This window comes from Gottfriedia solisilvae (assembly GCF_002128405.1).
GTDB classification, from domain to species: domain Bacteria; phylum Bacillota; class Bacilli; order Bacillales; family Bacillaceae_G; genus Gottfriedia; species Gottfriedia solisilvae.
On the sequence record NZ_NETJ01000007.1, the window covers coordinates 12,079 to 38,808 of the forward strand.

Annotated in this window: 25 protein-coding genes and 1 pseudogene; 9 read left to right on the forward strand and 17 right to left on the reverse strand. The window is 32.6% G+C overall.

All coding sequences use genetic code 11. The features are described from left to right. Positions 1 to 107 precede the first annotated feature (107 nt). From CAB05_RS19155 to CAB05_RS19165, 3 genes are all read right to left on the reverse strand, one after another. Positions 108 to 1,214, reverse strand: a complete 1,107-nt coding sequence (locus CAB05_RS19155) for a Ger(x)C family spore germination protein (RefSeq protein ID WP_088003082.1) — start codon at positions 1,212 to 1,214, stop codon at positions 108 to 110. Continuing rightward, positions 1,214 to 2,635 (reverse strand): spore germination protein, encoded by a 1,422-nt coding sequence (locus CAB05_RS19160; RefSeq protein WP_088003085.1) that lies wholly within the window; start codon positions 2,633 to 2,635, stop codon positions 1,214 to 1,216. The genes CAB05_RS19155 and CAB05_RS19160 overlap by 1 nt, the downstream gene beginning before the upstream one ends. Positions 2,636 to 2,721: 86 nt before the next feature. Beyond that, positions 2,722 to 4,293, reverse strand: coding sequence for an acetolactate synthase large subunit (locus CAB05_RS19165; RefSeq protein ID WP_088003088.1), 1,572 nt, complete (start codon positions 4,291 to 4,293; stop codon positions 2,722 to 2,724). 360 nt (positions 4,294 to 4,653) lie between these two features. On the opposite strand from CAB05_RS19165, the gene CAB05_RS19170 reads away from it, so the two are divergent. Both CAB05_RS19170 and CAB05_RS19175 read left to right on the forward strand, forming a co-directional pair. Continuing rightward, positions 4,654 to 5,067, forward strand: coding sequence for a nuclear transport factor 2 family protein (locus CAB05_RS19170; RefSeq protein ID WP_088003092.1), 414 nt, complete (start codon positions 4,654 to 4,656; stop codon positions 5,065 to 5,067). Positions 5,068 to 5,119: 52 nt separating this feature from the next. After that, positions 5,120 to 5,533 (forward strand): nuclear transport factor 2 family protein, encoded by a 414-nt coding sequence (locus CAB05_RS19175; RefSeq protein WP_088003095.1) that lies wholly within the window; start codon positions 5,120 to 5,122, stop codon positions 5,531 to 5,533. Positions 5,534 to 5,721: 188 nt separating this feature from the next. Here CAB05_RS19175 and CAB05_RS22310 read toward each other — a convergent pair. Beyond that, positions 5,722 to 5,877: pseudogene (locus CAB05_RS22310) on the reverse strand (glucose-6-phosphate isomerase); the annotation flags it as partial. Between the two features lie 284 nt (positions 5,878 to 6,161). Between CAB05_RS22310 and CAB05_RS19180 the strand changes: the two are divergent. Beyond that, positions 6,162 to 7,058: a LysR family transcriptional regulator gene (locus tag CAB05_RS19180; RefSeq protein WP_088003098.1), complete on the forward strand. Its 897-nt coding sequence runs from the start codon at positions 6,162 to 6,164 to the stop codon at positions 7,056 to 7,058. Positions 7,059 to 7,350: 292 nt separating this feature from the next. Here CAB05_RS19180 and CAB05_RS19185 read toward each other — a convergent pair whose 3' ends face one another. From CAB05_RS19185 to CAB05_RS19210, 6 genes are all read right to left on the reverse strand, one after another. Next, positions 7,351 to 8,580: a Zn-dependent hydrolase gene (locus CAB05_RS19185; RefSeq protein ID WP_088003101.1), complete on the reverse strand. Its 1,230-nt coding sequence runs from the start codon at positions 8,578 to 8,580 to the stop codon at positions 7,351 to 7,353. 15 nt (positions 8,581 to 8,595) lie between these two features. Further along, the gene (locus tag CAB05_RS19190) at positions 8,596 to 9,804 is read right to left on the reverse strand and encodes a hypothetical protein (protein ID WP_088003104.1); all 1,209 of its coding nucleotides are present in this window, start codon (positions 9,802 to 9,804) and stop codon (positions 8,596 to 8,598) included. 291 nt (positions 9,805 to 10,095) lie between these two features. Beyond that, positions 10,096 to 11,787, reverse strand: a complete 1,692-nt coding sequence (locus CAB05_RS19195; RefSeq protein ID WP_088003107.1) for a sigma-54 interaction domain-containing protein — start codon at positions 11,785 to 11,787, stop codon at positions 10,096 to 10,098. A gap of 151 nt (positions 11,788 to 11,938) precedes the next feature. Next, entirely contained in the window at positions 11,939 to 13,672 is a 1,734-nt protein-coding gene (locus CAB05_RS19200; RefSeq protein ID WP_088003110.1) for a diguanylate cyclase domain-containing protein, read from the reverse strand. A gap of 153 nt (positions 13,673 to 13,825) precedes the next feature. Beyond that, positions 13,826 to 14,128 carry a hypothetical protein gene (locus CAB05_RS19205; RefSeq protein ID WP_088003113.1) on the reverse strand — a complete coding sequence of 101 codons (303 nt, stop codon included), beginning with the start codon at positions 14,126 to 14,128 and terminating at the stop codon, positions 13,826 to 13,828. A gap of 47 nt (positions 14,129 to 14,175) precedes the next feature. Next, positions 14,176 to 14,856 (reverse strand): response regulator transcription factor, encoded by a 681-nt coding sequence (locus CAB05_RS19210; RefSeq protein WP_088003115.1) that lies wholly within the window; start codon positions 14,854 to 14,856, stop codon positions 14,176 to 14,178. A 305-nt stretch (positions 14,857 to 15,161) separates the two neighbouring features. On the opposite strand from CAB05_RS19210, the gene CAB05_RS19215 reads away from it, so the two are divergent. Continuing rightward, a complete protein-coding gene (locus CAB05_RS19215) occupies positions 15,162 to 17,144 on the forward strand; it encodes a methyl-accepting chemotaxis protein (RefSeq protein WP_088003118.1) in 1,983 nt (660 codons plus the stop codon). A 458-nt stretch (positions 17,145 to 17,602) separates the two neighbouring features. Here the strand turns inward: CAB05_RS19215 and pdxR are convergent, their stop codons facing one another. Beyond that, positions 17,603 to 19,039 carry a MocR-like pyridoxine biosynthesis transcription factor PdxR gene (gene pdxR, locus CAB05_RS19220; protein WP_088003121.1) on the reverse strand — a complete coding sequence of 479 codons (1,437 nt, stop codon included), beginning with the start codon at positions 19,037 to 19,039 and terminating at the stop codon, positions 17,603 to 17,605. Between the two features lie 387 nt (positions 19,040 to 19,426). On the opposite strand from pdxR, the gene qoxA reads away from it, so the two are divergent. From qoxA to ytzI, 5 genes are all read left to right on the forward strand, one after another. After that, positions 19,427 to 20,338 (forward strand): cytochrome aa3 quinol oxidase subunit II, encoded by a 912-nt coding sequence (qoxA, locus tag CAB05_RS19225; protein WP_088003469.1) that lies wholly within the window; start codon positions 19,427 to 19,429, stop codon positions 20,336 to 20,338. A gap of 44 nt (positions 20,339 to 20,382) precedes the next feature. Then, positions 20,383 to 22,326, forward strand: a complete 1,944-nt coding sequence (gene qoxB / locus CAB05_RS19230) for a cytochrome aa3 quinol oxidase subunit I (protein ID WP_088003124.1) — start codon at positions 20,383 to 20,385, stop codon at positions 22,324 to 22,326. Between the two features lie 3 nt (positions 22,327 to 22,329). Continuing rightward, a complete protein-coding gene (gene qoxC / locus CAB05_RS19235) occupies positions 22,330 to 22,926 on the forward strand; it encodes a cytochrome aa3 quinol oxidase subunit III (protein ID WP_088003127.1) in 597 nt (198 codons plus the stop codon). 2 nt (positions 22,927 to 22,928) lie between these two features. Then, positions 22,929 to 23,213 (forward strand): cytochrome aa3 quinol oxidase subunit IV, encoded by a 285-nt coding sequence (qoxD, locus tag CAB05_RS19240; protein WP_088003131.1) that lies wholly within the window; start codon positions 22,929 to 22,931, stop codon positions 23,211 to 23,213. A 91-nt stretch (positions 23,214 to 23,304) separates the two neighbouring features. Further along, positions 23,305 to 23,454 (forward strand): YtzI protein, encoded by a 150-nt coding sequence (gene ytzI, locus CAB05_RS21810; RefSeq protein WP_096777896.1) that lies wholly within the window; start codon positions 23,305 to 23,307, stop codon positions 23,452 to 23,454. Positions 23,455 to 23,810: 356 nt separating this feature from the next. Here the strand turns inward: ytzI and CAB05_RS19245 are convergent, their stop codons facing one another. The 6 genes from CAB05_RS19245 to CAB05_RS19265 all read right to left on the reverse strand — a co-directional run bounded on the left by CAB05_RS19245 (position 23,811) and on the right by CAB05_RS19265 (position 26,645). Continuing rightward, entirely contained in the window at positions 23,811 to 24,248 is a 438-nt protein-coding gene (locus tag CAB05_RS19245) for a hypothetical protein (RefSeq protein ID WP_088003134.1), read from the reverse strand. Then, entirely contained in the window at positions 24,217 to 24,507 is a 291-nt protein-coding gene (locus CAB05_RS19250; RefSeq protein WP_142283135.1) for a hypothetical protein, read from the reverse strand. The genes CAB05_RS19245 and CAB05_RS19250 overlap by 32 nt, the downstream gene beginning before the upstream one ends. 494 nt (positions 24,508 to 25,001) lie before the next feature. Beyond that, the gene (locus CAB05_RS19255; RefSeq protein WP_088003141.1) at positions 25,002 to 25,349 is read right to left on the reverse strand and encodes a hypothetical protein; all 348 of its coding nucleotides are present in this window, start codon (positions 25,347 to 25,349) and stop codon (positions 25,002 to 25,004) included. Between the two features lie 215 nt (positions 25,350 to 25,564). Then, complete coding sequence (locus CAB05_RS19260) at positions 25,565 to 25,792, reverse strand: MafI family immunity protein (RefSeq protein WP_088003144.1); 228 nt, start codon at positions 25,790 to 25,792, stop codon at positions 25,565 to 25,567. 79 nt (positions 25,793 to 25,871) lie between these two features. Then, positions 25,872 to 25,997: a hypothetical protein gene (locus CAB05_RS22635; protein ID WP_268876421.1), complete on the reverse strand. Its 126-nt coding sequence runs from the start codon at positions 25,995 to 25,997 to the stop codon at positions 25,872 to 25,874. Positions 25,998 to 26,183: 186 nt separating this feature from the next. Next, positions 26,184 to 26,645: an NUDIX hydrolase gene (locus CAB05_RS19265; RefSeq protein ID WP_088003147.1), complete on the reverse strand. Its 462-nt coding sequence runs from the start codon at positions 26,643 to 26,645 to the stop codon at positions 26,184 to 26,186. Positions 26,646 to 26,730: the final 85 nt, after the last annotated feature.

The following is a 26,730-nucleotide window of genomic DNA, read 5'->3' on the forward strand; positions in this document are numbered from 1 at the left end:
GAATTTGCCCTTTTGATTCGGAAAGAGATTTTTATTTATGATAAGACAAACTATGATTATTAGAGAAAGTAAAATTGGTTTTATCAAATTCAAATCCCCTTATCCTTCTAACTATGAAACCCTATCCCTCGAATATTGATTTTGTTATTAAAAGAATAGTCAACATCTTTCAAGCTTCGTTCCCATTGCTTATGATTTTTTTTCCAGTAAGTAGGTTCGAATCGAAATAAATGATTACCTAGCCCCATAGGATCACTTTTGTATTGTACTAATATTTTTTTAAAAAGTTCGTTCAACTCACGATTTAGTTCTTTTCCAACTAATGCTTGTAAATCTTTTAACTCATCTGATTTTGATAGCTCTCCAAAGGGAGCATTTTCTAAATTAAAAGATAGAATACCTTTGTATATGAATTTAGGTTTATTATCTTTTATGCGAGTGTTTAGACTGTAGTTGCTATTTTGTAATACTAAGTTTATTGGTTTATCTTTATACTTTACTTTAATACTGAGTTCTCTTTTTTGATTACGAAGAACTGAGATTAGATTCATTTCTTGTTCATTCAAATACCCAACCAGTTTCCCCTTATTGAGAACTGCTGCACCAGAAATGATTATCCTGTCTTTGTCTTCCATTTTTATTGTGTCAAGTATAGTAATAATGGTATCTTGGTGTTTTCCCGATGCCTCGTCTAATATATTTATTACCTTAGTTTGTATCCCATTGCGACTGATTAATTGATTTATCGAATCAGAAATAGATTGATTTTCAATTGAAGTAGATTTTAATAAGTCTTGAGCTTTTCCTCTTGTACCTACAATTAAGGTACCCCCTCGCATGGATCTTGTTCGAGCAAATTCCGATATTGTTTGGGTTACCCCTTTTTTGAGACTTTCCTCTCCAAATACAATCACCTTATTATGTAAAGAAAATAATTCGCGAGGATGTAGTAATTTTTGTTTCGTAAGGACAGTACTAATATCCTTTTCTGTAACTGTTTCCAAAAAGTACATTGGTGGTGCACCACCCTTTTCATCACCACCTGCAGAAGCAGTATTTACAATTTCAGAAGTAATTGTTAATTTATCTTGATCTTCATCTATTCCTGTAGACAAAGTAATTGCAAGATCTTCTATTTGAGTACCTCGATTACAACCAACTAACAAAAATAGTAAAAATAATGCAGTAATTCTTCGCAATTTCACAATTCTCATTACTCATCACCTGAATCATTTGTACTTAGCCACCATCTTTTTATTGATTTAAGATGTACTTTACTAATAGGACTCATAAAATTTACTCCAAAAGATTTAATATTAATGAAATAAACGAGTAAGACAGAAAAACTTAATATTAGACCAGGAAGCCCTGCAATTGCGGACATTAATAATAGCGGAAATCTAATAAGTCTGATAGAGGATCCGAAATTTTGTTTAGGTACTATGAAAGAGGCTATTCCAGTAAAAGCAACGACAATTACTGTAGGAGCAGAAACTAGACCAGCTTTAACTGCAGCATCCCCAATAACCAAGGCCCCAACAATGCTGACTACTTGGCCAACATTCTTAGGAAAACGTAAACCCGCTTCACGTAGCACTTCAAAAGTAAACTCCAAAACTAATATTTCAAAAATAATTGGATAAGGTACTGTAGATCTAGATGAAGCAAAACTAATTAATAGATCAGTTGGTATTAATCCCCAATGAAATGAAGTAACTGCGACATAAATAGCTGGAAGCGTTAAAGATAAAAACAGTGCAATGATCCGTAGGATTTTTACAAAGAACGCAAAAATCGGCAAATCATAATAATCTTCCGGACTTTCAATAAATTGCCAAAAAACAGCTGGAAGAATTAAAACTTCTGGAGATCCATCAACAATAATGGCAATGCGTCCCTCCATTAAGCTACTTACAACTGAATCCGGTCGTTGGGTATTTTGTATAATTGGAACCAGCTTCAATCTTCTTTTATCTAAATATTTTTCAATGAAACTGGAATCAACAACATATTCCTTTTTCATTTGTTTTAATTTATTTTGAATTTGTGCAACCAGACTCGAATCTGCGAGTCCTTCAATATAATATACATCAATTGCACTATTTGAATACTCGCCTGAATTAAGCGTGATTATTTTTAGCTTTTCTGTTTTTAAACGACTTCTAATTAAACTTCGATTGGAAGAAAGACTCTCAACAAACCCTTCCATTGGTCCACGTAAAGTAACCTCTAAATCAGATGTTGAGATTGTCCTCTTCTCAAAGTTTTCAACTTTTATATCAAGGAATAGTTCTGTGTTATTTTTAAGAATTATTAATGATCCACCTAAGAGAGCAGTAGGGATTTTGGATTCAGATTCTCTATTTTGCATTTTAATTTTCATAGCAGTAATAGAATCCATCATATTACTTATTGTCAGTTTATCGGATGGAATTGATAATATTGGTTTTATTACTGTTTCTTGGCAAACATTAATATCTACAATACTATCTATGAAAAGTAAGCAAATCTCATCATCATATAAATACCGTACTTTGAGGTCAGGTGGAAATGAGAGCGTATCAAAAATCGTATTAATTCTGTTTTTAAGTATGTACTTCTCGATTCTAATCACCTCTGATGTAATTATTTCCAAAAATGGTTATTATATTAGACTTCTGAACGATAAAATTACATTTAAAGGTGAGAAAATAAAAAAGATACCTGGAGAAGGTACCTTTTTTACAAAACCACTTCTAACAAATTTAAGTTTTCACTATTGATAGCTTCTGTTAATGCTGTAGAAAATTCGTTTATATTCGTGGCTTTTCTATATTCAAGACCAAAACTTTGTGCAAATAAATGAAAGTCTGGGTTTGTAAATCCTATAGAATTTATTTCTAAGTTAGCTTTACTTTGGTGATTCTTAATTAGTCCATATGATTGATTATTGAAAACTATAATCGTAAAGTTTATGCCAAGCCTTTTCGCAGTTTCAAGTTCTTGTGCATTCATTAAGAAACCCCCATCCCCTGTAACTACAACGATATTAGAATTAGGTTCAGCAAGTTTTGTTGCGATTCCTCCAGGTAATGAAGCCCCCATTGAAGCCAGTCCATTATAGATAAATGTTTTCCCTGGCAAACTCGGTTGGTACCAATTTGATACCCAAATCTTATGCAAACCAACATCCGAAATCAAAGTTGTTTCTTCAGGTAGTTGTTCACTTAGGAGTGACATAATTTCATATGGAAAGCTTAATTCTGTTAAAGAAACATCTTGTAACTGTTGAATCAAGTTTTTACGAAGTGTATTAAACTTTTCAGGTTCCGGACGTGGTGTAATAAATTCGGTTAATTTCATTATTGTATTTTTTAAGTCACCAGTTAAATCTAATAAAACTGGGTAATGGGCATCTACTTCCGCTGGATACGAATTAATATTTAAGATATTGATTGCCCCATTTTTATTCCATGTAGTTGGCTCAAATTCTACAATATCAAAACCAATAGAAATTACTAAATCTGCATTTCTTAAAGGATGCAAAAGATTTGAATATGTAGCTCCTCCTATAGTAAATAAGTTTCTTGGATGCTCAAAAGGTAGAATTCCTTTTGCCATAAATGAATTAACCATAGGAAGATTTGATTTCTCTATAAATTTTTTCATTTCATTCAATGCTCCAGCTCGAATTACACCATTGCCCACTAATATAATAGGATTTTCAGCATCCTCTATTAGATTAACAGCATTTTCTACAAGTGAATGATCAATAATTGGATTCTTTTTATTACTTTTTAGTAATGGGGCTCCATTTATTTCTTCTTTCGCTATATCAGTTGGTATTTGTATATGTACTGCACCAGGACTCTCTGCGTTCGCTTCACTAAAGGCTTTTCTGATGATATCTGGTATTGTACTAGCAACCGTTATTTGTTGATTATACTTTGTGATTGGACTAAACAGCTTTATTGTATCTATATATTGATGTGACTCTTTATGTTGCTTACTTATTTCACACTGTCCTGTAATAGCAACTAACGGTGACCTATCTAAGTGTGCATTTGCAACACCAGTGACCAAATTTGTAGCTCCCGGACCCAATGTAGCTAAACACACCCCTGGTTTTCCAGTCAATCGGCCATACAAATCAGCCATAAAAGCTGCAGCTTGTTCGTGTCTAGTAACAATAAACTGGATAGAGGACTTTGATATAGAGTCAATCAAATCCAGCGTTTCTTCCCCTGGAATACCAAATATGAACTCTACACCTTCTGCTTCCATACATCTTACAATTAAATCACTAGCCTTCATGATCTCCACTCATTTCATATCTTATTTATACTTTAAAAGTGTTCAATGTAGTCTTATCTGCAAATTTCATTAAATTTTTCTCAGTGATGCTACTATATTCCCCATAATACAATCACAATACAAATAGAATTGGATCGGTAAATTAATTAACTTTTAAAGAGTACAAAAATATTTTAGCAAATATACTTGAAAATAGACAGACCTGTATGTATAATAATTTTCGTAGGGAAGTTAATCCAGATGAAAATAAACGTTTCTCCTTTTTTATTCCAACACATTATCTTATCTGGATTTCTTCCTTATTAAAAAAGTATTTTGTGGAATACTTAATACGATATTTTAAGGAAGGGATGTAATTAAATGAGCAAAGATATTAGACCTCCATTTACACACGAATCTGCATTAGCAAAAGTTAAATTCGCTGAAGATGCTTGGAACTCTCAAGATCCAGAACGTATTTCTATGGGATACTCAGTAGATTCAAATTGGCGTAACCGTACAGAATTTTTCACAGGGCGTGAAGCAATAAAAAATTTCTTAACAAAGAAATTTGAAAGAGAAACTAACTATAAATTAATGAAAGAGCTTTGGTGCTACACTGAAAATCGTATTGCGGTACGTTTCGAATATGAATACCAAGACGCAAACTCAGGCCAATGGATGAGATGTCACGGTAACGAATATTGGGAGTTCGGTGAAGACGGACTGATGAAACGAAGAGATATGGCTGGAAACGATTATCCTATAGACGAATCAGAACGAAAATATAAATAATCGCTTTTATCTAAATAATAATTCTAAAAATAAAAAATAAAGGGTGATAATAATGAGTAAAGATATTAGACCTCCATTTACACTTGAATCTGCATTAGCAAAAGTTAAATTTGCTGAAGATGCATGGAACTCTCAAGATCCAGAACGCATTTCAATGGGATACACAGTAGACTCTGATTGGCGTAATCGTACGCACTTCATTAAAGGTAGAGAAGAAATTAAAGCGTTCTTAACTGATAAATATAAAAAAGAACAAAACTATAAATTAATGAAAGAATTATGGTGCTACACTGACAATCGTATTGCAGTACGATTTGAATACGAATACCAAGTTCCTGAAACTGGTCAGTGGATGAGATGTCATGGTAACGAACTTTGGGAGTTCGGTGATGATGGTCTTATGAGACGAAGAGATATGAGTGGAAACGATTATCCAATCAATGAAATAGATCGTCGTTATAAATAAAAAATTTGAAGTGTACGTTTCAACACTTTGATAAGTTTTCCAACAGAATGCAGTAATTAATAAGGAATTTGTCACTATATATTAAAGCCGGTCCCCACTTTTGGGGATTGGTTTTTTACTATATATTATTAGGGGGTTACGAAATGACGGGTGTATACATTGTTAGAGGGATTATTATATTCGTGTTTTTGCGGCTTCTTGATTTGTAGAACTGTTTCTATAAGTTTTCGTCTACCTTCTTGTACATATTGTCCCATTGAGTGCAAGTCTGTAGAAAAATCAACAGAAGCTGGGGAGAGACCCTTCTAATCTTTTCCTTCACTTTCACCAAACCGTTGTTTCCACAGATTTTTTCTTCAATTACCTCAATATAAATCTTTTCATGCCAGTCAGTGGTCTTCCTGCAACTTACTTATATTGTCTCTTGCAAATATTACTGAACAAGACTTTCATCGGGATTACCGAAAGTTCCAATAATAAAGTACTTTTTAGGTTAATTTTGCGATTGTAATTTTTTTTCATTTTTGATTGATTCCATTATTAAAATTTCTCCTGTTTTTCTTTTGACAATATTTAGTACTAAATTCTATTATGTAATTCTAATAGCTTTAAAATATGAGGAGAAATTATGAATTTTGAACAAATGGAACATATTGTGACAGTAGCAACCGAGAGATCAATAACAAGAGCAGCAGATAAATTACATATTTCCAATTCAGGGCTTAGTCAATCTATTTCTCAATTAGAAAATGAATTAGGTATAACCATTTTTAATCGTTCAAGAAAAGGTTCTATACCTACTGAAGAGGGCGAAATTGTTATTAAAACAGCTATTAAAATATTAAATAATATCGATACATTAAATAATGATTTGCTAGAGCATTTGAATAATAGAAAGGTTCACTTAAAAATATTATCCACCCCTTCATTTATCTATATTTTCCAGCAAGCTCTACTTAAATATAGTAAAAAAAATGAACATGTCTATGTAGATATCCAAGAAAAGAAATTAAACAAAATTATGCAACACTTTGAAGAGTGTGATTTCGATTTATGCTTCGTACCACTACCATTAGAGGTATTAATGAGTGAAAAGAATATTCTATTCGAACACCTTTATCAAGATCGGATTTGTATAATAGTAGGTAAAAACTCACCATTGTACAATAAAGAATATGTCACTTTAAATGAACTAAAGAAATATGAAATTGTCCTATATCAGAATTCTTCAGATTATCTAATTCATAAAATAATAAAATCAAATAACTTCAAGGTAAAATTGTCATCAAATCACATAAATATCATTATTGAAATCATTAAAGAATATAATGCATTTATTATTACTCATGGCTCTGCAGCAAATAATTACCCTGATATTCTCAATGGAAATTTAAAAGTCATTCCCATCAAAGAACAAAATGAATATATCTATAAAGATTTATGGGTTGTTTATCCGAAAGCTAATAAATTAGCTAAGGAGGTAAAAGGATTCATTGACTTAGTAAAAAAAATAACAATCGGATAAATTAAAGACATAAATAATTTAAATTTAATATAAAAATACACATTTCTTTTTCATTAGTCTCATGGGAGCTTCCTTTATAAAAAAAAGCTCCCATTTATTGCTTATAATTACATGTTGTTAAATTTTATTTAAAGGCTTGCTCTTAAAATAATCACGTATAAAACATACATAAATCAATTTCAACATAAAAAAGCCGATATTTCCTATTAATAGGAACCATCGGCTTTAAATCTGTGTCTTCTTTATTCCGCACAGTATGTTTGAATCGCTTATTTTACTTTTGCATGAATGATTACTCTGTCCCCGTTAACTTTTTTGCTGCTTCATATAGAATATGTACCGCGTTTGCAATATCCTTAGAATCGGACCATTCTTCCGGACAATGGCTAAGACCAGCCTTGCTTGGAATGAATAGCATTCCTACATCAGTATAATCAGAAAACACCATGGCATCATGCCCCGCACCGCTGTTTATCGAACAATATGGGAGGTCTAACTGACTGCAGCTCTCCTTGAAGAGAGAAATAATTTCTGTATTCATCGCTTTCGGCTGCACGAATAACTGCTGCTCTACAGATGTTTTTATACCATTATCATTATAAGAATCTACTAAATCCTTCACTTTCCCAACTAAACTTAGTACGTGTTCTTCCTTCCTCGAACGGATATCTACAGTATACACTACTTTATCCGGTATGACATTCGCTCCGTTTGGAAAAACATTGAGACGGCCCGTTGTGATAACCGTTCCTTCGCCTTCACCGATTGTAAGTTCCGGGAACTCAGCAACCATTTTTGCGGCAGCTACTAATGCATCAGATCGGCGATCCATTGGAGTAGTACCCGCGTGTCCCGCTTGACCTTCAACAGTTACCTCTAATTGGACTAACCCGACAATGGCTTCCACCATTCCAATCGGGATGCCCTTTTCCTCGAGAATTGGCCCTTGTTCAATGTGCATTTCCAGAAATGCTTTGATCGTTTTTGGATTCCTCTTCTTTGGAAGGGACGAATCCAGACCGATTTCAGCCATTGCTTCTACAGTAGAAATGCCATCTTTATCTGTTAAGTTTTTAAATTCTTCTTCGCTTAACAAACCAACAATGCCTCTCGATCCCATTAAACCACCGCCGAATCTTGACCCCTCTTCTTCGATCATAGCGATAACTTCTAAAGGGTATTTAGGTTTTATATTATTTTTTGCAAAAAGAGCTGCCACTTCAAGCCCTGCGACAACACCAGCTTGGCCATCATATGCCCCTCCGTTTGGAACAGAGTCAAAATGAGAGCCGATTAAAACGCTCGGTGCATCCTTTACCGTTCCTTCTAGCTTCCCAAAAATATTCCCCAGACCATCTTCCTTGACTTGTAATCCGTATTCTATCATTTTTCCCTTAATATACTCACGAGCCTGAAGATCCTCCCGGCTGTATGTAAGCCGAGTAGTACCTTTCCCTGGTGTAGCTGTAAATTGACTTAATGTAATAATATGATCTTCAATACGCTGCTGCAAATCTTTCAATGTTTCCCCCTCCAATTATTTCAAGAATCCAACAAAGATTCCTGCTAATATAACCGATACAATCGTAACTGTTACAAACCCTCCGACAAGCATAGGAGGGAGCATGTGGCTTGTCAGCATCTCTCTTTCTTTTTCATCATCTGTTAAAGATTTTATGACTTCGTTTGTAATAATGTAGTCTGCCGGGAATCCGTATAGTGCAGTTAGTGAAACGGCAAACGCCATTTCTTTGCTCACTTTTAAAAACTTACCAGCAATCAAAGAGAAGATATACATACCAATGACACCTAATACAATTGTACCTACAAGTGGATACAGGATTTCAAGCATCATGCTCGGTGTTGCTTGTTTTAATCCATCAAAAATAAAAAGCATAAGTGCCATAATGGCGATACCAAAACCATTAGCCTTTTGTAAAACTTGCTTTTCAAGAAAGCCAACACTTGAAGCAATCACCCCAAATAATAAACACAGAACAAACGGACTGATGGAAACAACTGGCTCCACTAATGTTGATACAAGGTAAGCCAGGTAAGCAACTAAAGCTAGGCGGAAAAATTTAAAGAAATCCGTATTATATTGCTTTGGCATGTTTTTAAACAGTTTCAGTTCCATTTTGCTGCTTTCAGAGGCAGCAGCAGTTTCTGATGCGGCCAATTCTTTGTCTTTAACCTCAAGCTGCCCGCTGCGATATTTCTGCAATAGTCTTTTTCCCTCTTTTTTCAACATGACGGACGTAATTGGATATCCAGCAAATCCCTGCATGACATAGATGACGATTGCAAAAACGGAAAGTGAGACAAGTCCCGCTTCCTTGGCACCCTCTGACATAATTATGGAAGACACCACGCCACCCACTAAAGGGGGGATCGCGACAACAACTGTTTTAAATCCGAATATTAGTGTACCAACACTCATTAAAAGTGCGATAATTCCTAAAATACCCGATAAAGCAATGACAATCGTCTTCCATTGATTTTTCAAATCCTTAAGTGATAACAACGTACCCATATTTGTAATTAATAAGTACATCATCATGACTGCAACAACTGTCGGAACACCAGAAATCTCCACAATATTTTTCGGAAAAAATGTCCAATAACCGCATAGAAATAGAACGGCACATACGAATATGGATGGTACCCAGGCCTTTGTTCGAACAGCAACAAGGTCCCCAATAAAAAGAATGAATAGAAGAATAACTAAAGCTAGCATTTGTGGCACGTAAATCACTTCACTTTCTGAAAATTTCTTTTTGGTTCAACGGCACCATAACAACCTTGTGTTAAGGAGCTTGTTGTTACGGTATCCCCGGCAAATATAATCACAACTCCTTCCTTCTCCCATGAATGGTTTTAATTCTTATTAATGCAATAACCGTGCCAATTCATAATGGCGAAGAAATCAGCCAATTTTTTAAAAAACTATTTGAACAGATTGCAAAATTGCAACGACTAACTTATTAAACTGTTTGAAACCTTCTGATAAATGTATATAAAATTAAAAATTGCAATTTCACAAGAGAAATTGCAATTTCGCAATGTTGATTCCATACTTTTTGACTTTTCTGGTAATCGTAGAGGCATCGACGCCAAGTTTTTTACTTGCCTCCCTCATTGTGGCAGAGGTTTCGAGAGTCTGGATTAGAATTTGCTTCTCAAATTGTTCCATTGCCTGCTTTAAGTTCATATTCCCTCTTACTTTGGTTTTAGTGTTGATCAATTTATCAGGCAGATGGTGCATTTCAATTTGCGATGAAGGAACTGTTAGAATGAGTCTTTCAACAGTATTTTGCAGTTCTCTCACATTCCCCTTCCACTTATGGTCAACAAAGAGCTGTATAACCTCCGGATGAAATGTTTTATAGTGATTGTATTTATGGCTGTATTTCTCCGCAAAGTAGTTGATTAAAAACGGAATATCCTCTTTTCTCTCGGCTAAGGACGGGACGGCGATCGGAATAACATATAAACGGTAATATAAATCTTCTCGAAAGCTCCCCTCCCTTACCATCTCCTCCAAATTACGATTAGTTGCAGTGATAAATCGAACATCGACCTGTACGGGCGAAGTGCTTCCAAGCGGAGTAAACTGCTTTTCCTGAAGTAATTGAAGCAATTTTGCCTGCAAGTTTAAAGGCAATTCGCCAATTTCATCTAAAAACAACGTCCCTTTATGGGCGGCGAGGGCCAGTCCCTTTTTCCCTTCTTTATGCCCCCCCGTAAACGTTCCTTTGGAATATCCAAATAACTCTGATTCCATAATACTTTCCGGAATGGCACCGCAATTTACTTTTATAAAAGGGGCATCTTTCCGATTGCTTAAGTTATGGATGGTTCTTGCCAGCACTTCCTTCCCCACACCTGTTTCACCATGCAGAAAAATCGTCGCATCGACATCCGCTATTCTACAGGCCAAGTCATACAATTTTTCCATTGCTTTTGATTGATACACAATCTCTTGTTCGCTTTTCTGAAAGACATATAATTCTTTTTGATAATAATCAAGTAAATTTTTCGTTTCTTCCAGCCTTTTTTTGAGAATAGAGATTTCCGTTACATCTTTGGAAATATTAATGACCTTATTTAATGATCCATCATTATTAAAAATCGGGTACCCATCCACCATCAAACGGCGGCCCGACTTGGTTGTTTGTTTCATCGTGACCTTTTGTTTTTTTTCTAAAACGTATTTGGTGGAAGAGGAAGTAATAACCCCACTTTTTTCCATCTCATAAACAGACTTTCCTATCAAGTCATGTTCCTTTACTCCTACAATTTGCTCGCAAGCATTGTTGACCCGCAAGATAATCCCATTTGAATCCGAAATCGTCACCAATTCTCCGCTCAAATTCATTATCGATTCCAGCTCGTGCTTTAACTCGAGCACTCTAGGGGAGGCATTGATTATATCTTGTATGACGCCTTCCGGAATAAACAGGATTCCGCCAAGTTTTCCTGGCTCGAGAGCAATTTGGATTAAATACATTTCTTCCTTTAATTTATAAGGAGAAATATCGAATTTTCCTTCTTTAATCACTTTAATAATCGAGCTGTCTGGTAATATATCTTGTATATGCTTTATATTGGGATCACTATTATTTAACAGATTTTCACATATTTGGCTCTTATAAATAATTTCACCTTTATAGTTAACAATTAATAAACCAAAGGGTAGATGTTTACAAAACTCTTGAAAATCAACCATTTTAGTTCCTCCTATATGACAAAGATTTCAAAACACTTTCAAAAATTCTGGAATTAACAAAGGGAATCTCTAGAACAAATCCAATATAAAAAGAACTTCAATTGAAGTTCCAATTTGATGAGTTTCCTCTTATAGATTAATTTCTTAATGACTATTTTTCATATATAATTTCTTCTATTTCACTATCTTGATATTCCTGAAAATTATTTCTTCCAGCTTTTTTGGCCTTGTATAAAGCGATATCTGCACGTTTTAACAACATTTTAAGGTTTTGATGATATGGAGGAAAAAAGGTCATACCAATACTTGATGTAGTAGTAAAGCGAAAATCACCAAACTCCCAATCCTTTTGAAGTGAATCAATAATCCGATTAGCCATTTTAAATGCTTCATCTTTATTAGATATCTTTGGCATTAAAATAACAAACTCATCTCCACCTAATCTCGCTAGGATGTCTTGTTCCCTTAAACAGCTTCTTATTCTATAACTAAAGCCCTTTAATAACTCATCTCCTACATCATGCCCCATCGTATCATTTATTTGTTTAAATCGATCTAAATCTAGCATCATTAATGAAAAAGTAGATTCTGACTGTTTTGCATGTTGGATTTCTTTTTTTAATATATTATAAAAATTCCTTCGATTCGGCTGACCTGTCAATGAATCATATAATGCAAGTTGCTTTAACTTTTCTTCATATGTCTTTCTAACAGATATATTTCTTGCTACAAAGATGATACGTTCAATATTATTTAACTCATCGAGTACAGGTGTACCGATCGTGTGAAACCATACTGCCTCATCTTTGCTATTCAGTCTTCGAAATTCTACAGAAGCAGGTTTGCAGGTTAGAATTATTTCATTAAGCATTTCTTCAAATGCTTCGTAATCCTCTGGGTAAACATTAGAAATTATTGATTTATTGTATGTTGTTTCAGGCTTTACACCTAACTGATAATATATTGATGGTGAAGCATATCGGACAATGCCTTTTGAATCTGTAACTTTAATAATATCTGACGAGTACTCTGTAATAATACGATATCTTTCTTCACTTTTTTCAAGTTTATTTAAATTATGTATTTGTTCAGAAATATCTTTATATACAGCAACTGCCCCATCCCAGTTACCTTTTTCATCATAAATGGGGGAATAAGATGCAAGTACATCAATAATGGTACCGTCCTTCGTTATACGTTGAACATTGTGTGTGGGAACTTTCTCACCATTTTTTACAGTTTCAATAATCTTATCCAATACGCCTTTTTCATCATTTGGAATGATACTGATAGATTTATTGTTTACTATTTCCTCTCTCTTCCATCCAAATAAATTTTCAAACGAATTATTAATGTTTACAAAATTCTCATCTTTATTAAAAGTATACATAGCATCAGCCGTACTATTCCAAACCAGTTCAAATTGTTCTTTTGCTCTTTTTAAATCTGTCTCTTTTTGTTTTTGCTTAGTGATATCACGAACTATTACTAAAACATGTGTACATATTCCACTTACATTAAATACTGGAGTAATTGTTGATTCAAAATATTCCAATTCTAAATTGGAGGGAACATTTATTTGTACTCTGCCAGTTAAAAATGGAATTGAAAATTGTTCTATGTAATGTACTGTTTTTTTTTTAGTGATTGCCTCACAATATTTTCCTTTGATAAATTCAAAAACTAGATTGGGTAAGAAGTTTTCCATTCTTTCCCCATAATATTCTTGTGTAAGACCAGTAAAATTACAAGCTGCTTCATTTGTAAAAAAATAGCGAAAATCTTGATGTTCATCCACAGTAAGAATAAACATCAAATCTGACATGCTGTTGAAAATATGTAGAAATAATTCTATTGAATCATTTAAATCCTCACTTTTAATCATTCATATTCCGCACTCACTTTTATAATTTTTCATATTGATCAAACCTTTATAAATATCTTTTAGTAGTCCCAATACAAGGTTAATAATTTTATATTTTATAATGATAAATATATATAAAACCTTGGTTATTTAAGGTTTTATATTTAAAATATATTAGTTGGCTACTGAAAGTTCAATTACTTCGACTTTCCCATACGTACTACTTTCTCTAAAGAATACCAAGACATCTAGCGGATTCCCTAAATCATCTAATATAAATTCTTGTATAACAACACTTTTATCTCTTGAATTGTAATTTGTTTCTCTTAAATTCAAGGCATAAATAGTATTCCTTTCAATACTAACTCTTTCCTCTAAAACTTGAGTCTGACCTCTCATTCGATATTTCGTTACTAATACAGAAGATATATTGTTTTTTTCATCAAGAAAATATTGAATATCAGCATAACTTTTCAAATTATAATCTCCCCAATGTTATTAAACTAGTAATTATCTTATATATATCAATCAATTTTTATCCAATTATTTTTTACAGCTTTAATTACCGCATTTAAACGATCTTGTACCTCCAATTTGTTTAGAAGATTGGCAACGTGATTTTTGACTGTTTTATCTGAAATGAATAATTCTGAACCAATTTGAATATTTGTATATCCCTTTGCAAGGAGATGTAGTATCTCTAACTCTCTTCTAGTTAATAATTTCTTTAAAGGTGTATCATCCGCTGGTACGATTTGATGACTCATATCTTTTAGAGTTTTGTAGTCTTTAAGTACATCATTCGTAAAGCGACTATCAATTAATATATGACCTTTGAGTACTTGATTTATAGAATATATTAAGTACCCCTCATCTATATCAGATAGGCTTATTCCATGTACCCCCATATGGATTAGTCTCTCTATTTCATTTAATTCAATATTATTTTTAATAATGATTAATTTAGTAGAGTTGTCTCTCGATATGACCCTTTGAGCTTTCATTTCCATATCATCATGTTTTACATGACATATTAAGATTGCATTCATATCATCACTTGAAAAAATGTCTTCATAACTTAATTTAGTTACCTTCATTTGATGATACTTTAAAATGGAACAAACTCCAGAAACAAAAAGTGAGTTCTCAACAAAAATAACAGTATTATGTCTTTTTTGTTGTTTTCTGGTTACTTTCGCTAACATGACTACACCCCAATTTTCTATTTTAATCATCTAATTACATTTTTCGACAATTATAATAATATCTAATATTTTACATATTCTAATTAATAAATAATATTTAGAAATTCGGAAGCATTCTACAATTAGTTAAGTAGTACTTAACTTAAAGAACATTTAAGCGGAGTACTTCTCCTCCCAAAAACCACTCTATTTCGCACGATTTTTAAATTAATTCAAGTGAAATTTAGTTAAAAATAATTATAGATACATAATTTAATATTCCGATATCATAATGGATACTTAATAAAGAAAGGCACTTAGACCATATGAAAAACGTAAATACAAGAATTAAACTCTTTGCTTTTTTAGTAATATTAATTGTTTTACCTAGTGCTTTAGTAGGTTATTCTTCTTATTTAAATTTGCAAAAAAAGTTACATAAAAACCTGATTGAAAGAGCTACAGAAAATGTTTCATTGATTAACAACAATATTACGGATACATTTTCGAACCAATTTGTTTTGCTTGATTTTCTTTCTAAATCAATCGAAATTGAAAACCTTGAAGAACAAAGCATGCCAAATGTAATAAATAGTTTAAAGAATGTTATTGAAACACATGAAGAGATTGAATCTGCCTATATAGGTACAGAGAGTGGAGAGACAATCGTATATCCCTCAACTGAGCCTAAATCTGATGCTGATCCCCGTACAAGTGATTGGTATTCAAAAGCAAAAGAGAATAATGGAGAGTATATTATCACTAATCTTTATGAAGATACCACTACAAAATCTATTAGTGTAAAAGTAGCTAAAGCTTTACCAGATAATAGTGGGGTTATAGCTTTCGATGTAAAATTGGATGATTTAAAAAAGACGCTTCTTAATGTGAAAAACGGTAAAAATGGAATCCCCCCCTATATATTAGATAAGAAGCAAAAAGTAGTTTTTCACCAACCATCTAAATTAAGTAAAGATATCAAAACTTCAATTTTGTCAAAAATATATAATGATGATAAAGGTTTATTTAAGAGCTCCTCAAATGATTTAGTTTATGAAACGAATAAACTAACTGGGTGGAAAATTATTAATACTATTGACAAAAAAGAGGTTTTTGGAGAATCTAAGTCCATTTTGGTTATAACTGGCGCAATCGTTTTATTATTTCTTTTTATTGGTTCATTAATTTTTTTTCAAATCATCAGATTGATCATGAAACCAATAAGAGAGTTAATTCATTTAACGGAGGAAGTAAGTAACGGTAATTTATCGGTCACAGCTTCAATAGATAGTAAAGATGAGATGGGCAAACTAGGGTTAGCATTTAATAAAATGGTTCAATCATTAGTACAATTAATTTCAAAACTAAATAAGACATCAAGTAAACTGGTAACTACCGCAGATAGTTTTACAATGACATTTTCTGAAGCCAATCAAATTTCAAATAACATTAAAAACTCAATGATAGAAATGGCATCTGGCGCGGAAGTTCAAATGACAACCACAAATGAATCATCAATAGCTACAGAGGAGGTCGCATCAGGAGTTCAATATGTAGCTGAAAAATTAGCTGAAGTGAATGATTCCTCTTTCCAAGCGACAAATAATGTTGAGCAAGGATATGAATATCTTGTACAAGGCATTACTGAAATGCAAAATATTAGTCAAACAGTTCAAGAAAACTATAACTTAGTACAACATTTAGGTAATAAGTCAAAGGAAATAAATTCAATTATTAATGTTATTAAAGGTATTTCAGAACAAACTAACCTTCTAGCACTAAATGCTTCAATTGAAGCTGCAAGAGCTGGTGAATATGGTAAGGGGTTCTCTGTTGTAGCCCAAGAAATTAGAAAATTAGCTGAAGCTTCTAAAACTTCGACAGTGCAAATTTCTGAGATTTTGTCAGCTATCCAAGAAGAGACAACAAAATTAATGAATGCAATGGATATTGAAAAACAACAAACTGCAAATGGATTCGAAGCTATTGCACTAACAGGTGATAAATTTAATGAAATTAAACGCTCTATTAATGAGGTGAATAGGCAAATACAAGAAATCTCTGCTACTTCAGAAGAAATCTCTGCCTCAACCGAGGAGATTTCTGCTTCGTTTAATGAGATATCAAGTATTGCTACAAGTTCATATAACTCAACAAAGTCAACTATTGAGGACACAGAAGAACAAATGAGAATGATGACCCAGCAATCAAGTATGGAAGTTAGAGAATTAACATCACTAGTTCTAGATCTCCAAGACGAAATTTCAATCTTTAAATTAAATATTGATACACCTACTGAAAATAAATAATTAATCAAATAAAAAAGGTTTGAAGGCACTTTTCTTCAAACCTTTTTTACTATAAGTATATGTAAGGTATTCCAATAAATATAAAAACTCTAATAAGAGCCATGTTTAAACCCTGGCTCTTATTATATATATAGTAGGAACTTTTCATTTTACTTGAATTTGAATACATAAATTGTGAATCCAACTAAGGATGACATATATAATCGAAACAGCTTATTCATTACAAATACTAATCTAATCTTGATCTAATAGTTGTTGTTATTTTGTAGAGATCTAAGTGAAAATCAATTGTGAATCATTTCACCAAATTACATATAGCGCTCATTATTTACCGATAGATTAGATAGTTCATTTCACAAACTAATTATAACGGACTGCTTATTAAAAATAACCATCCACTTTTTGAAAAAATTAACCATCCATTTATCATTGTAATAAAATTGATTTTTACTTTTATCTCAGTTAATTAAAGAGAAGTATGCTTCAGAAAACCTTTTTATACCATCGTCAATTGATTTTTCGCATTCCCTTGCATAAGTAAACCGAACATAATTCTTCTTAGATCCCATTGTAGAACCGGGTGCGTATAACACCCCTCTTTTGATTGATTCTTCTAGTAAGTGTGTCTCATTAATTTCTTTTTTCAATTTACACCAAATGTGAATTCCACCTTGGGGGATTAAAAATTCAACATGTTCCCCCAAATATAAATTTAGACTTTTAACAATTTGATTTCTTCTTTTTTCTAACTGTTTAACTAATGATGTAAGATGAACATGAAAATGTTCAGATTCTATAAAGTCATTCGCAATCCATTGTGTAAACCCTGCATGTCCAAAATCAATTTGCTGTTTTGCATCTGAAAGCCTTTCAATAACTGCCCTTGGTCCAATAATCCAGCCTATTCTTAAGCCAGAGGCAACAATTTTTGACAAAGAACTGATATAGAGTACATTACCATTTAAGTCTAATGATTTTAAAGTCGAATTCATTTCACCATTAAAGGATGTTAAACTATATGGATCATCTTCAATTACTGGGATTCCTAATTCAGAAGATATTTCTAAAATTCTTTTTCGACGCTGAGTACTAAGTAAGGAACCCGTTGGATTATGAAAAGAAGGATTTAAAAAAAGCATTCTGATTCGATGTTTTTTATAAAGTTCAATAACGTCTTCAGGATTTATCCCATCTGCGTCTACTGGTAAAGTATATGTTTTTACACCCGCAGATTTAAAAATAGGTAAATTATAAACATATGAGGGATCTTCAATCGCTACTGAGTCTCCAGGCTTTAATAAGCATTGAACAACTAAATATAAGGCTTGTTGTGCCCCAGATGTGATTAATATTGATTCAGGGTCAGTTTCAATTCCTCGGTACTGTTTTACATGTTTTGCAATCGTTCCTCTAAGTATTCTATAGCCTAGTGGATGGTCATATCCTAATCCCCCAATAAAAGATCTTGTAGAAATGATTTCTCTTAATTTTTTCATTGGAAATAAATCTTCAGACAATTCCCCACTTGCCAAGTTAATTAGCTCATGATCAACCATTTTCTTACGTATTCTTTTCGTAACAGGTAAGTTAGGTAAAAAGGATCCCGCTTCAATATAGCGGTTCCAACTTGGAATCCTTTTCTTCGTGATGCCCCATATATCCTTGTTTATCGTAGTTCCACTACCTCTATTTCTTTTGATTAGACCATTAGATTGTAGCTCATCATATGCAGCCACAACTGTACTTCTATTAATGTTAAATTCCTTAGCCAGGTGTCTTTCAGAAGGTAATGGCTTATCTGAAGGAAAAGTTCCATCTACAATTCCTCTTTCTATATAATCAGCAAGTTGTTTGTATATCGCTTTCTTCGCAGTTCGGTCAGGTATCCAATTCATAATCAACTCTCCACTTTTTTTGCTCGCATTCGTCCAATATATTGTCTTCTTAATTGAACGGGTTTCAAGTCATTTATCGAATATGCTTAATAAAAAATTATAAATCGAAAAAAAACATTATTAACCATCCAATATACAACTAAATTTACCATCCACTTTATAATTTGCATACCAGAACATCTTATACCCCAAATAAATAAAGTGTTCTAGTATAATCATTCATTTTTTTTACAAATTTTGTTAATGTGAATACTTTGTGACACTCATCACATTTTATTGACTTTATATTTTGGTGGTTTTAACATGATAATCAATTGTGAATCATTCATCAGATTACCCGTTGTTTACGTAAAGGAAATTTCAATACAAAAAGAATGGGGTTTGGTAATGAAAAAGAAATTGACTAAATTTATGATCGTTTTAACTAGTACCATCTTATTATCTTCCTTAACAGGATGTGAACCTTTATTGGTATTAGATCCTAAAGGACCACAAGCTCAGACTCAAGCAAAGGATATAATCCTTTCCATTCAAATTATGTCTGTTATAGTGATTGTCGTTTTTGCTATGTTAGCTTTTATGTTAATTAAATATAGAGCCTCAAAACAAAAAAATGATGTCGAGCCTCCTTACATTAAAGGAAGTTTACTTGTTGAATTAATATGTGTCGGTATTCCAGTCATCATCATAGTTTTTCTGTCTATTGTTTCAGTACAAAGTAATAACAAGGTTGAAGCGGTACCAGAGAAATATAAAAATGAAAAACCTTTAATTATCTATGCTACGTCATCTGACTGGAAATGGCATTTTAGTTATCCAGAGGAACAAATTGAAACTGTAAATTATTTGTATGTACCAACGAAACGTCCACTTGAATTTAGACTGTATTCAGATGGACCGATTACAAGTTTTTGGATTCCTCAGCTTGGTGGTCAGAAGTATGCCATGTCAGATATGGTTACGACACTCCATTTGGCCGCAGATGTACCTGGTGAGTATATGGGTCGAAATGCTAACTTTAGTGGGAAAGGTTTTGCAGAAAATACTTTTAATGTTGAAGCAGTATCAGATCAAGATTTTAAAGAATGGGTAATGGATGTTAAGGCAAATGCTCCTAAACTAACCGAAGATAAATTTACTAAGTTATTGGAGCCCGGTCATCTTGGACAACTGACTTTCACCGGTACTCATTTAGAATATCTACCACCAAATGAATCACATAACGGTGGTCATCATCATGGTTCAAGTAATGCTGATTTAAAACCTGATGAAAAGCATAATGAACACATGGGGCACTAATACTGCGACATTTTTAAAAGTTACTAATAAAGGAGTCTAATATTATGGATTATTTTGATAGATTTGCAATTCCTCACCCAAGTCCTGCCATTTATGCATCAATGGTTGCAATTGGTGTAACAGTAATCGCAATCATTGCAGGATTAACTTATTTTAAAAAATGGGGTTACCTATGGAGAGAATGGTTAACAACTGTCGACCACAAAAAAATAGGTATTATGTATTTATTATCAGCCCTTCTAATGTTATTTCGTGGTGGCGTTGACGCAATCATGATGCGTGCACAAACAGCAGTGCCTGAAAATACTTTGTTAGACGCACAACATTATAATGAAGTATTCACTACTCACGGTATTGTAATGATTATTTTTATGGCAATGCCATTTATCTATGCGTTAATGAACTTTGTAGTACCACTACAAATTGGAGCTCGCGATGTAGCTTTCCCTCGGTTAAATGCCCTAAGTTTTTGGTTGTTTTTCATGGGGGCAATGTTATTAAACATTTCATTCGTTATTGGAGGTTCTCCTGATGCTGGTTGGACATCTTATTTTCCTCTTGCAGGAAATGATTTAAGCCAATCAGTAGGAACAAATTATTATATGATCGCGCTTCAAATAGCGGGACTAGGTACCTTAATATCTGGAATTAATTTTGTGACGACTATTCTAAAAATGAGAGCTCCTGGTATAACATTATTTAAAATGCCTATTTTTACTTGGTCAGCCTTAACAGCTAATGCAATTGTAGTTTTCGCATTTCCAGTGTTAACTGTAGCCCTTTTAATGGGTACAATGGACAGACTGTTCGGTACAAATTTCTTTACTACTTCAAATGGTGGCATGGATATGCTATGGGCAAACCTTTTCTGGGTTTGGGGTCATCCTGAAGTATACATTCTAGTACTACCTGCTTTTGGTGTATATAGTGAAATTATTTCAACTTTTGCACGTAGAAACCTATATGGTTATAAATCTATGGTTTTATCAATGATTATTATCTCATTTCTTTCATTTTTAGTATGGACTCACCATTTCTTTACTATGGGTCAAGGTGCATTAACAAACAGTATCTTCTCAATTACGACTATGGCGATTGCAATTCCAACTGGTATTAAGATTTTCAACTGGATCTTAACACTTTGGAAAGGAAAAATTGAATTTACAGTACCTATGCTTTACTCTGTAGGATTTATCCCAATTTTTACAATCGGTGGAGTTACTGGTGTAATGCTTGGTATGTCGGCTGCCGATTACCAGTATCATAACACGATGTTTTTAGTAGCTCACTTCCACTATACAATCATACCTGGAGTAGTTTTTGCGATGATTGCTGGTCTAACTTATTGGTGGCCAAAAATGTTTGGGTTTATGTTAAATGAAAGAATTGGAAAATGGGCGTTTTGGTTTATCGCCATTAGCTTTAATGTAACGTTCTTCCCTATGTTCTTTACTGGATTAGATGGTCAAGCTCGCCGAATGTATACTTATTCAGAGTCTACTGGATTTGGTCCATTAAATTTATTATCTTTTATTGGTGCAACTGGTCTAGCAATTGGATTCATCCTGCTAGTGTTTAATATTTATTATAGTGTACGTTACGCATCTAGAGATATTAGTTCCGATCCTTGGGATGCAAGAACGCTTGAATGGGCTACTCATAGTCCTATTCCTTCATATAACTTTGCAATTACGCCTGACGCTAAATCTATTGAAGCGTTCTGGGAATCTAAAAAACTAGGAAAATCATTATTTAAGGGTAAATATAATAAAATCCATATGCCAAATAATAGTGGAATCCCTTTTATTATGGCTTGCATCATGTTCGTATGGGGATTTTCATTTGTATTTGGAATGTGGATTCCACTAATCATAACGACAATTGGAATATTTGCATTAATGGCCTATCAATCATTTGAAATTGATAACGGACATTATATTACAGTAGATAAAATTGAAGAAATAGAGAAAGATTTGCGAGGTGCATAATTGATGAAAATAGATAACTCGCTGCCACTAGAATATCAAACAGAACAAAATCAAATAAACATTTTAGGCTTCTGGATTTTCCTAGGAGCAGAAATCATGTTATTCGGTACCCTTTTTGCATCGTACTTTACGTTAGTTAATCGTACTGGAAATGGTCCAACTGGGGCAGAAATATTCGAATTTTCTCCAGTTTTAATCGAAACAATAGTCCTATTAACAAGTAGTTTTCTTATAGGACTTGCAATTCATGCGATGCGAGTTGGAAAGAAAAAACCTGTAATGATTTTTATTGCTTTAACACTTCTTTTAGGATTAGTTTTTTTGGGATTTGAAATATCTGAGTTCGTTCACTATGTTCATATTGGTGCAGGATTACAAACTAGTGCATTTACAGCAATTCTATTAACTACACTAGGTACACATGGCGCTCACGTTTCATTTGGTTTTTTCTGGGGATTATTTATCATCTTACAAATAAGAAAACGAGGTCTAACACCAGAAGTTGCTAATAAAACATTCATCTTTTCACTTTACTGGCATTTTTTAGACGTCGTTTGGATCTTTATTTTCAGTTTCGTCTATTTGAAAGGATTGATGTAAAAATGAAAGAACTATTCCCACTGAAACAAGTTAGGGGTTTCGCTTTTTCAATGATTTTGACTGGTGTTGCACTTGCCGTTTACTTTCTTGATTGGTCATTTGCGATTGAAATGACAATCCTTTTGATCACAGCGTTTTTACAAGCTGGACTGCAGTTAATTGTGTTCATGCACACTGGTGAAACGAAAGATAAAGGTGCAATTTATACAAATATTTACTACGCTTTAGCAATTGCTCTAGTTACTGTTTTTGGTACTCTACTTTGTATGATTTGGGGCTATATGTAATAAAGCAATTAAAGATGAAGAGTAAAAATATTATTGGGTAAATTACATTTATTCTTGTCTATATAAGTTACATTATTTAGGGGGTAATAATATGACTGGTGTTTATATTGTAAGTGGTATCATTATATTTGTAGTTTTTGGAGCTTTTGTTATTACTGTAAATAAGGGATACGGAGTTAAACACAAAGTGGACACATTAGATGAAGTGAAAATTAATAAAGATTTTGAGGATAAACAATAATATTGCCATGATTTATGTATCGTTTGGTCTTTGAATATATTTACGAACTGATGGTTAAAAGGATAGTAAGATCAACAACTGAATTAACAATAGAAAAAAAGGTGCTCTGAGTTAAATATTCTGAGCACCTTTTTTTCTTGTACATAGTTCTCCATGATAATCAACCATTCTTTAATCACCTTTTATCCTTATATATAGATTGATAATTCTTAATTAACTTATCATTCCAGCGAGGATTTTCATATATGATTATTACATTTCTAATTCAACTAATCTTTCAAGTACTGAAATAGGAACTGTTTAATAAATCAGTTCCTAAGTGTTGTTCAACTATTGCTCTCTTTAGTTGTATAAAATTAATAATATTGCTTAAATTGATATTCTTTTTCAGCTAAATACTTACTATGAAGTTCTAACAATAGCTTCAATTTTTGATAAAATTCATCAACATTTTGAAATGAAAAATAATCCAAGTCTTCCGAATAACTTAAACCAAAGTATTGGTTATTTGCTTTGACTAGATCAACAAGGTCGACCTTTGTTTGATCGTTATTTTCTATAATTAGGCCACTAAATCTCGCAGAGCCATCATCATGATAGAATTTTAGTTTAATAATGTCATTTCCAAATACAGCTATTATCCCTTGCTCATTACTATCATTAATAAATTTTCTATGTAAACCATATTTCTTCTGAATTTCGTCTGTATGTTCTTTATAAAGCTCTACTATATTAAGATCAATCACATTTTTATTTATAAATTCAATTGCTTGCTTGATTGATAAACTCTGCAACTTCCTGCTGCATTAACTCAATTAATTCATTCCGATTGCGACAGTCAAGTACACGCCATACTCCTTCCGTATATATATCATCACATTTGAAAGGCATGTAACAAGACAATGTTAATGTATTTCTTGATAATATACTTAAACATATTTCATATCTAAAACCATTAATTCTTTTCTCATAATAAATGTTACCTTCGACAGTATGTAAAGATAAACTAAATCCATTTTTTGATAAAACTTCACCTAAATAACACTCTACCAATTTATTGAAATTTTTTATCATACTTACTTTTCCTTTCAAATGAACTATATTATTAGATTCTTTGAATTTAGAAAAAGTCCTTGTTCAGTCCATGCTAGAAAGTACAGAAATAGACTACCGAAGCAGCCTATTCGTTGTCCAACTAACTCGCCAGTTAGTTCAATAAGAAATTTTTATCACAATTAAAGATTTCAACATAGATGAAATAATATTTTATTTGTTTTTTGACTCATAGGCTTTAACAAATCGTGCGAACCAATACAATGCAACTAGTGGTAAGACATAAATTTCTAGTTGTCCAAGAATATATTAAGACATATTTACCTCCAAATATTGTAATATATTCAACTATTCGACAAAATTCTTTTATTCACCTTTTTTAAATAAAGTCAATTAATGACCGTTCTCAACACAAAAAAGAGTCGCATTTGCGACTCGTGAACCTACGTAACTAACGCGCCAGTTAGTTATATAATATATTTAAAACTTTTCTATTAATTACCTTTTATCCAATCAATAATTTTAACAATTACAGAGATACCAGAATCCTGCGGAAATAGCCAAATAGCGACAATTATGCTTAATACTAAAATAATTGCCCAAACAAGTCCTTTATTGACCACATTTAAAAATCTTGTAACTATACACCCCATCGTAGCGATAATCATATTTATCAAAAAAATTAGTGGGAAAGCTATGATTCTACCTAGACCTGTATATGGGAAAAAGATCGTCAATCCCCACAAGATTATAACATTTAGACACACAGCTAAAAGTAGCTGCTTGATATAGTTCATATCTAATTCCCCTTTAATATATTTATCCTCTAATGAATCTTGCAATTTATTCCTTCCCAACAGATATTTTACTTTGCACGAAAAAACTCTAATGGTTGGTCGTTCATAGTAAATCCTCACTTTAATTACTGATATCCCAATCATACACTATTGAACTATACCGCCTATCATTGAAAAAGGAACTGATCATTAAATCAGCTCCTTTGCGTTACGTAACTAAAGCGCCAGTTAGTTGAACAAGGTCTATCTTATTAAATTTTTCAGTTCCTCCCATAAAGAACTTTCCATTTTTTTTCTCCGATATTCCTAATTTCAATAAACTGTTCATTCGAAATATTTATGTTATCTTCAATTATGGAGGCGCATAAATGTTCTAAAGCGACACCCCATTCATCATGCACTAAGAGTTCGTTTATAGCTTGGATATCATTCTTTGATAATACACTCATACCATCTACTATATTTTTAATCTGACTGTTCAAATTCATTGCTTTAACACTCCAAATCAACAATTATAATTTAACTAACACGTATACAACTAACTTTCCAGTTAGTTGAAGAATTAATTTATTTTAGTTCTTTTAACAGTTTAATAATTTCTTCATTTTGCTTTGAAACTTTTCGCAATGCATCTGAAAAATACCATATCAAATAACAAACTATTGCAATTAAAAATAGTATAGGTGTTAGCAATTTAAAATTCCCCCAAGCACATTTCAAATTTAATTCCTAATTGTTTAATAACCATATTTTACCATAAATTTAATAGGAGTTTTTATCTAAACTGCCAATTACTAAAAAAGGAGTCGATCATTATCGACTCCTTTAATATTGAAATAGCGCGCTCGTTAGTTATATAAATATTACGATTTAGTACATCTACTGTTTTACTACAATGTGTTTTGGATGCTTTGGAACAGACTTTAATTCTAATTTTAAAAATTCAGGATATAAAGCCAGATTATCTAGTTCTTCGATAGGTGTCCACTTATAAATTAATCTTTCTCCTTCAATACCGTAAAAGGAATCTGTCGTGAACAAAGAATCATCGGATAAAACTTTATAATAAAGACCTATTTCATGATATGCATTAGAATTATAGTTAAAAAAATTCTCTACTATCCAAATTAATCTATCTACTTTTACATTTACACCAAGTTCCTCGAGAAATTCCCTTTGTATACTTAGTTGGGACTCTTCTGCAATATTAACTTTACCTCCTGGAAGAGACCAAAAGTCATCATTAATGTCCTTATGCAAGAGAATATTACCGTCTTTTATCAAAATTCCTGCTACTCGAAATAAAAACGTTGATTTATCTGTTTTAAATAATACATCCATACTTTAGTTCTCTCTTTCTTATATATTGAATCATAAATAAATACAACCAACTTACTCAACTAACGCGCCAGTTAGTTGTTTTCCC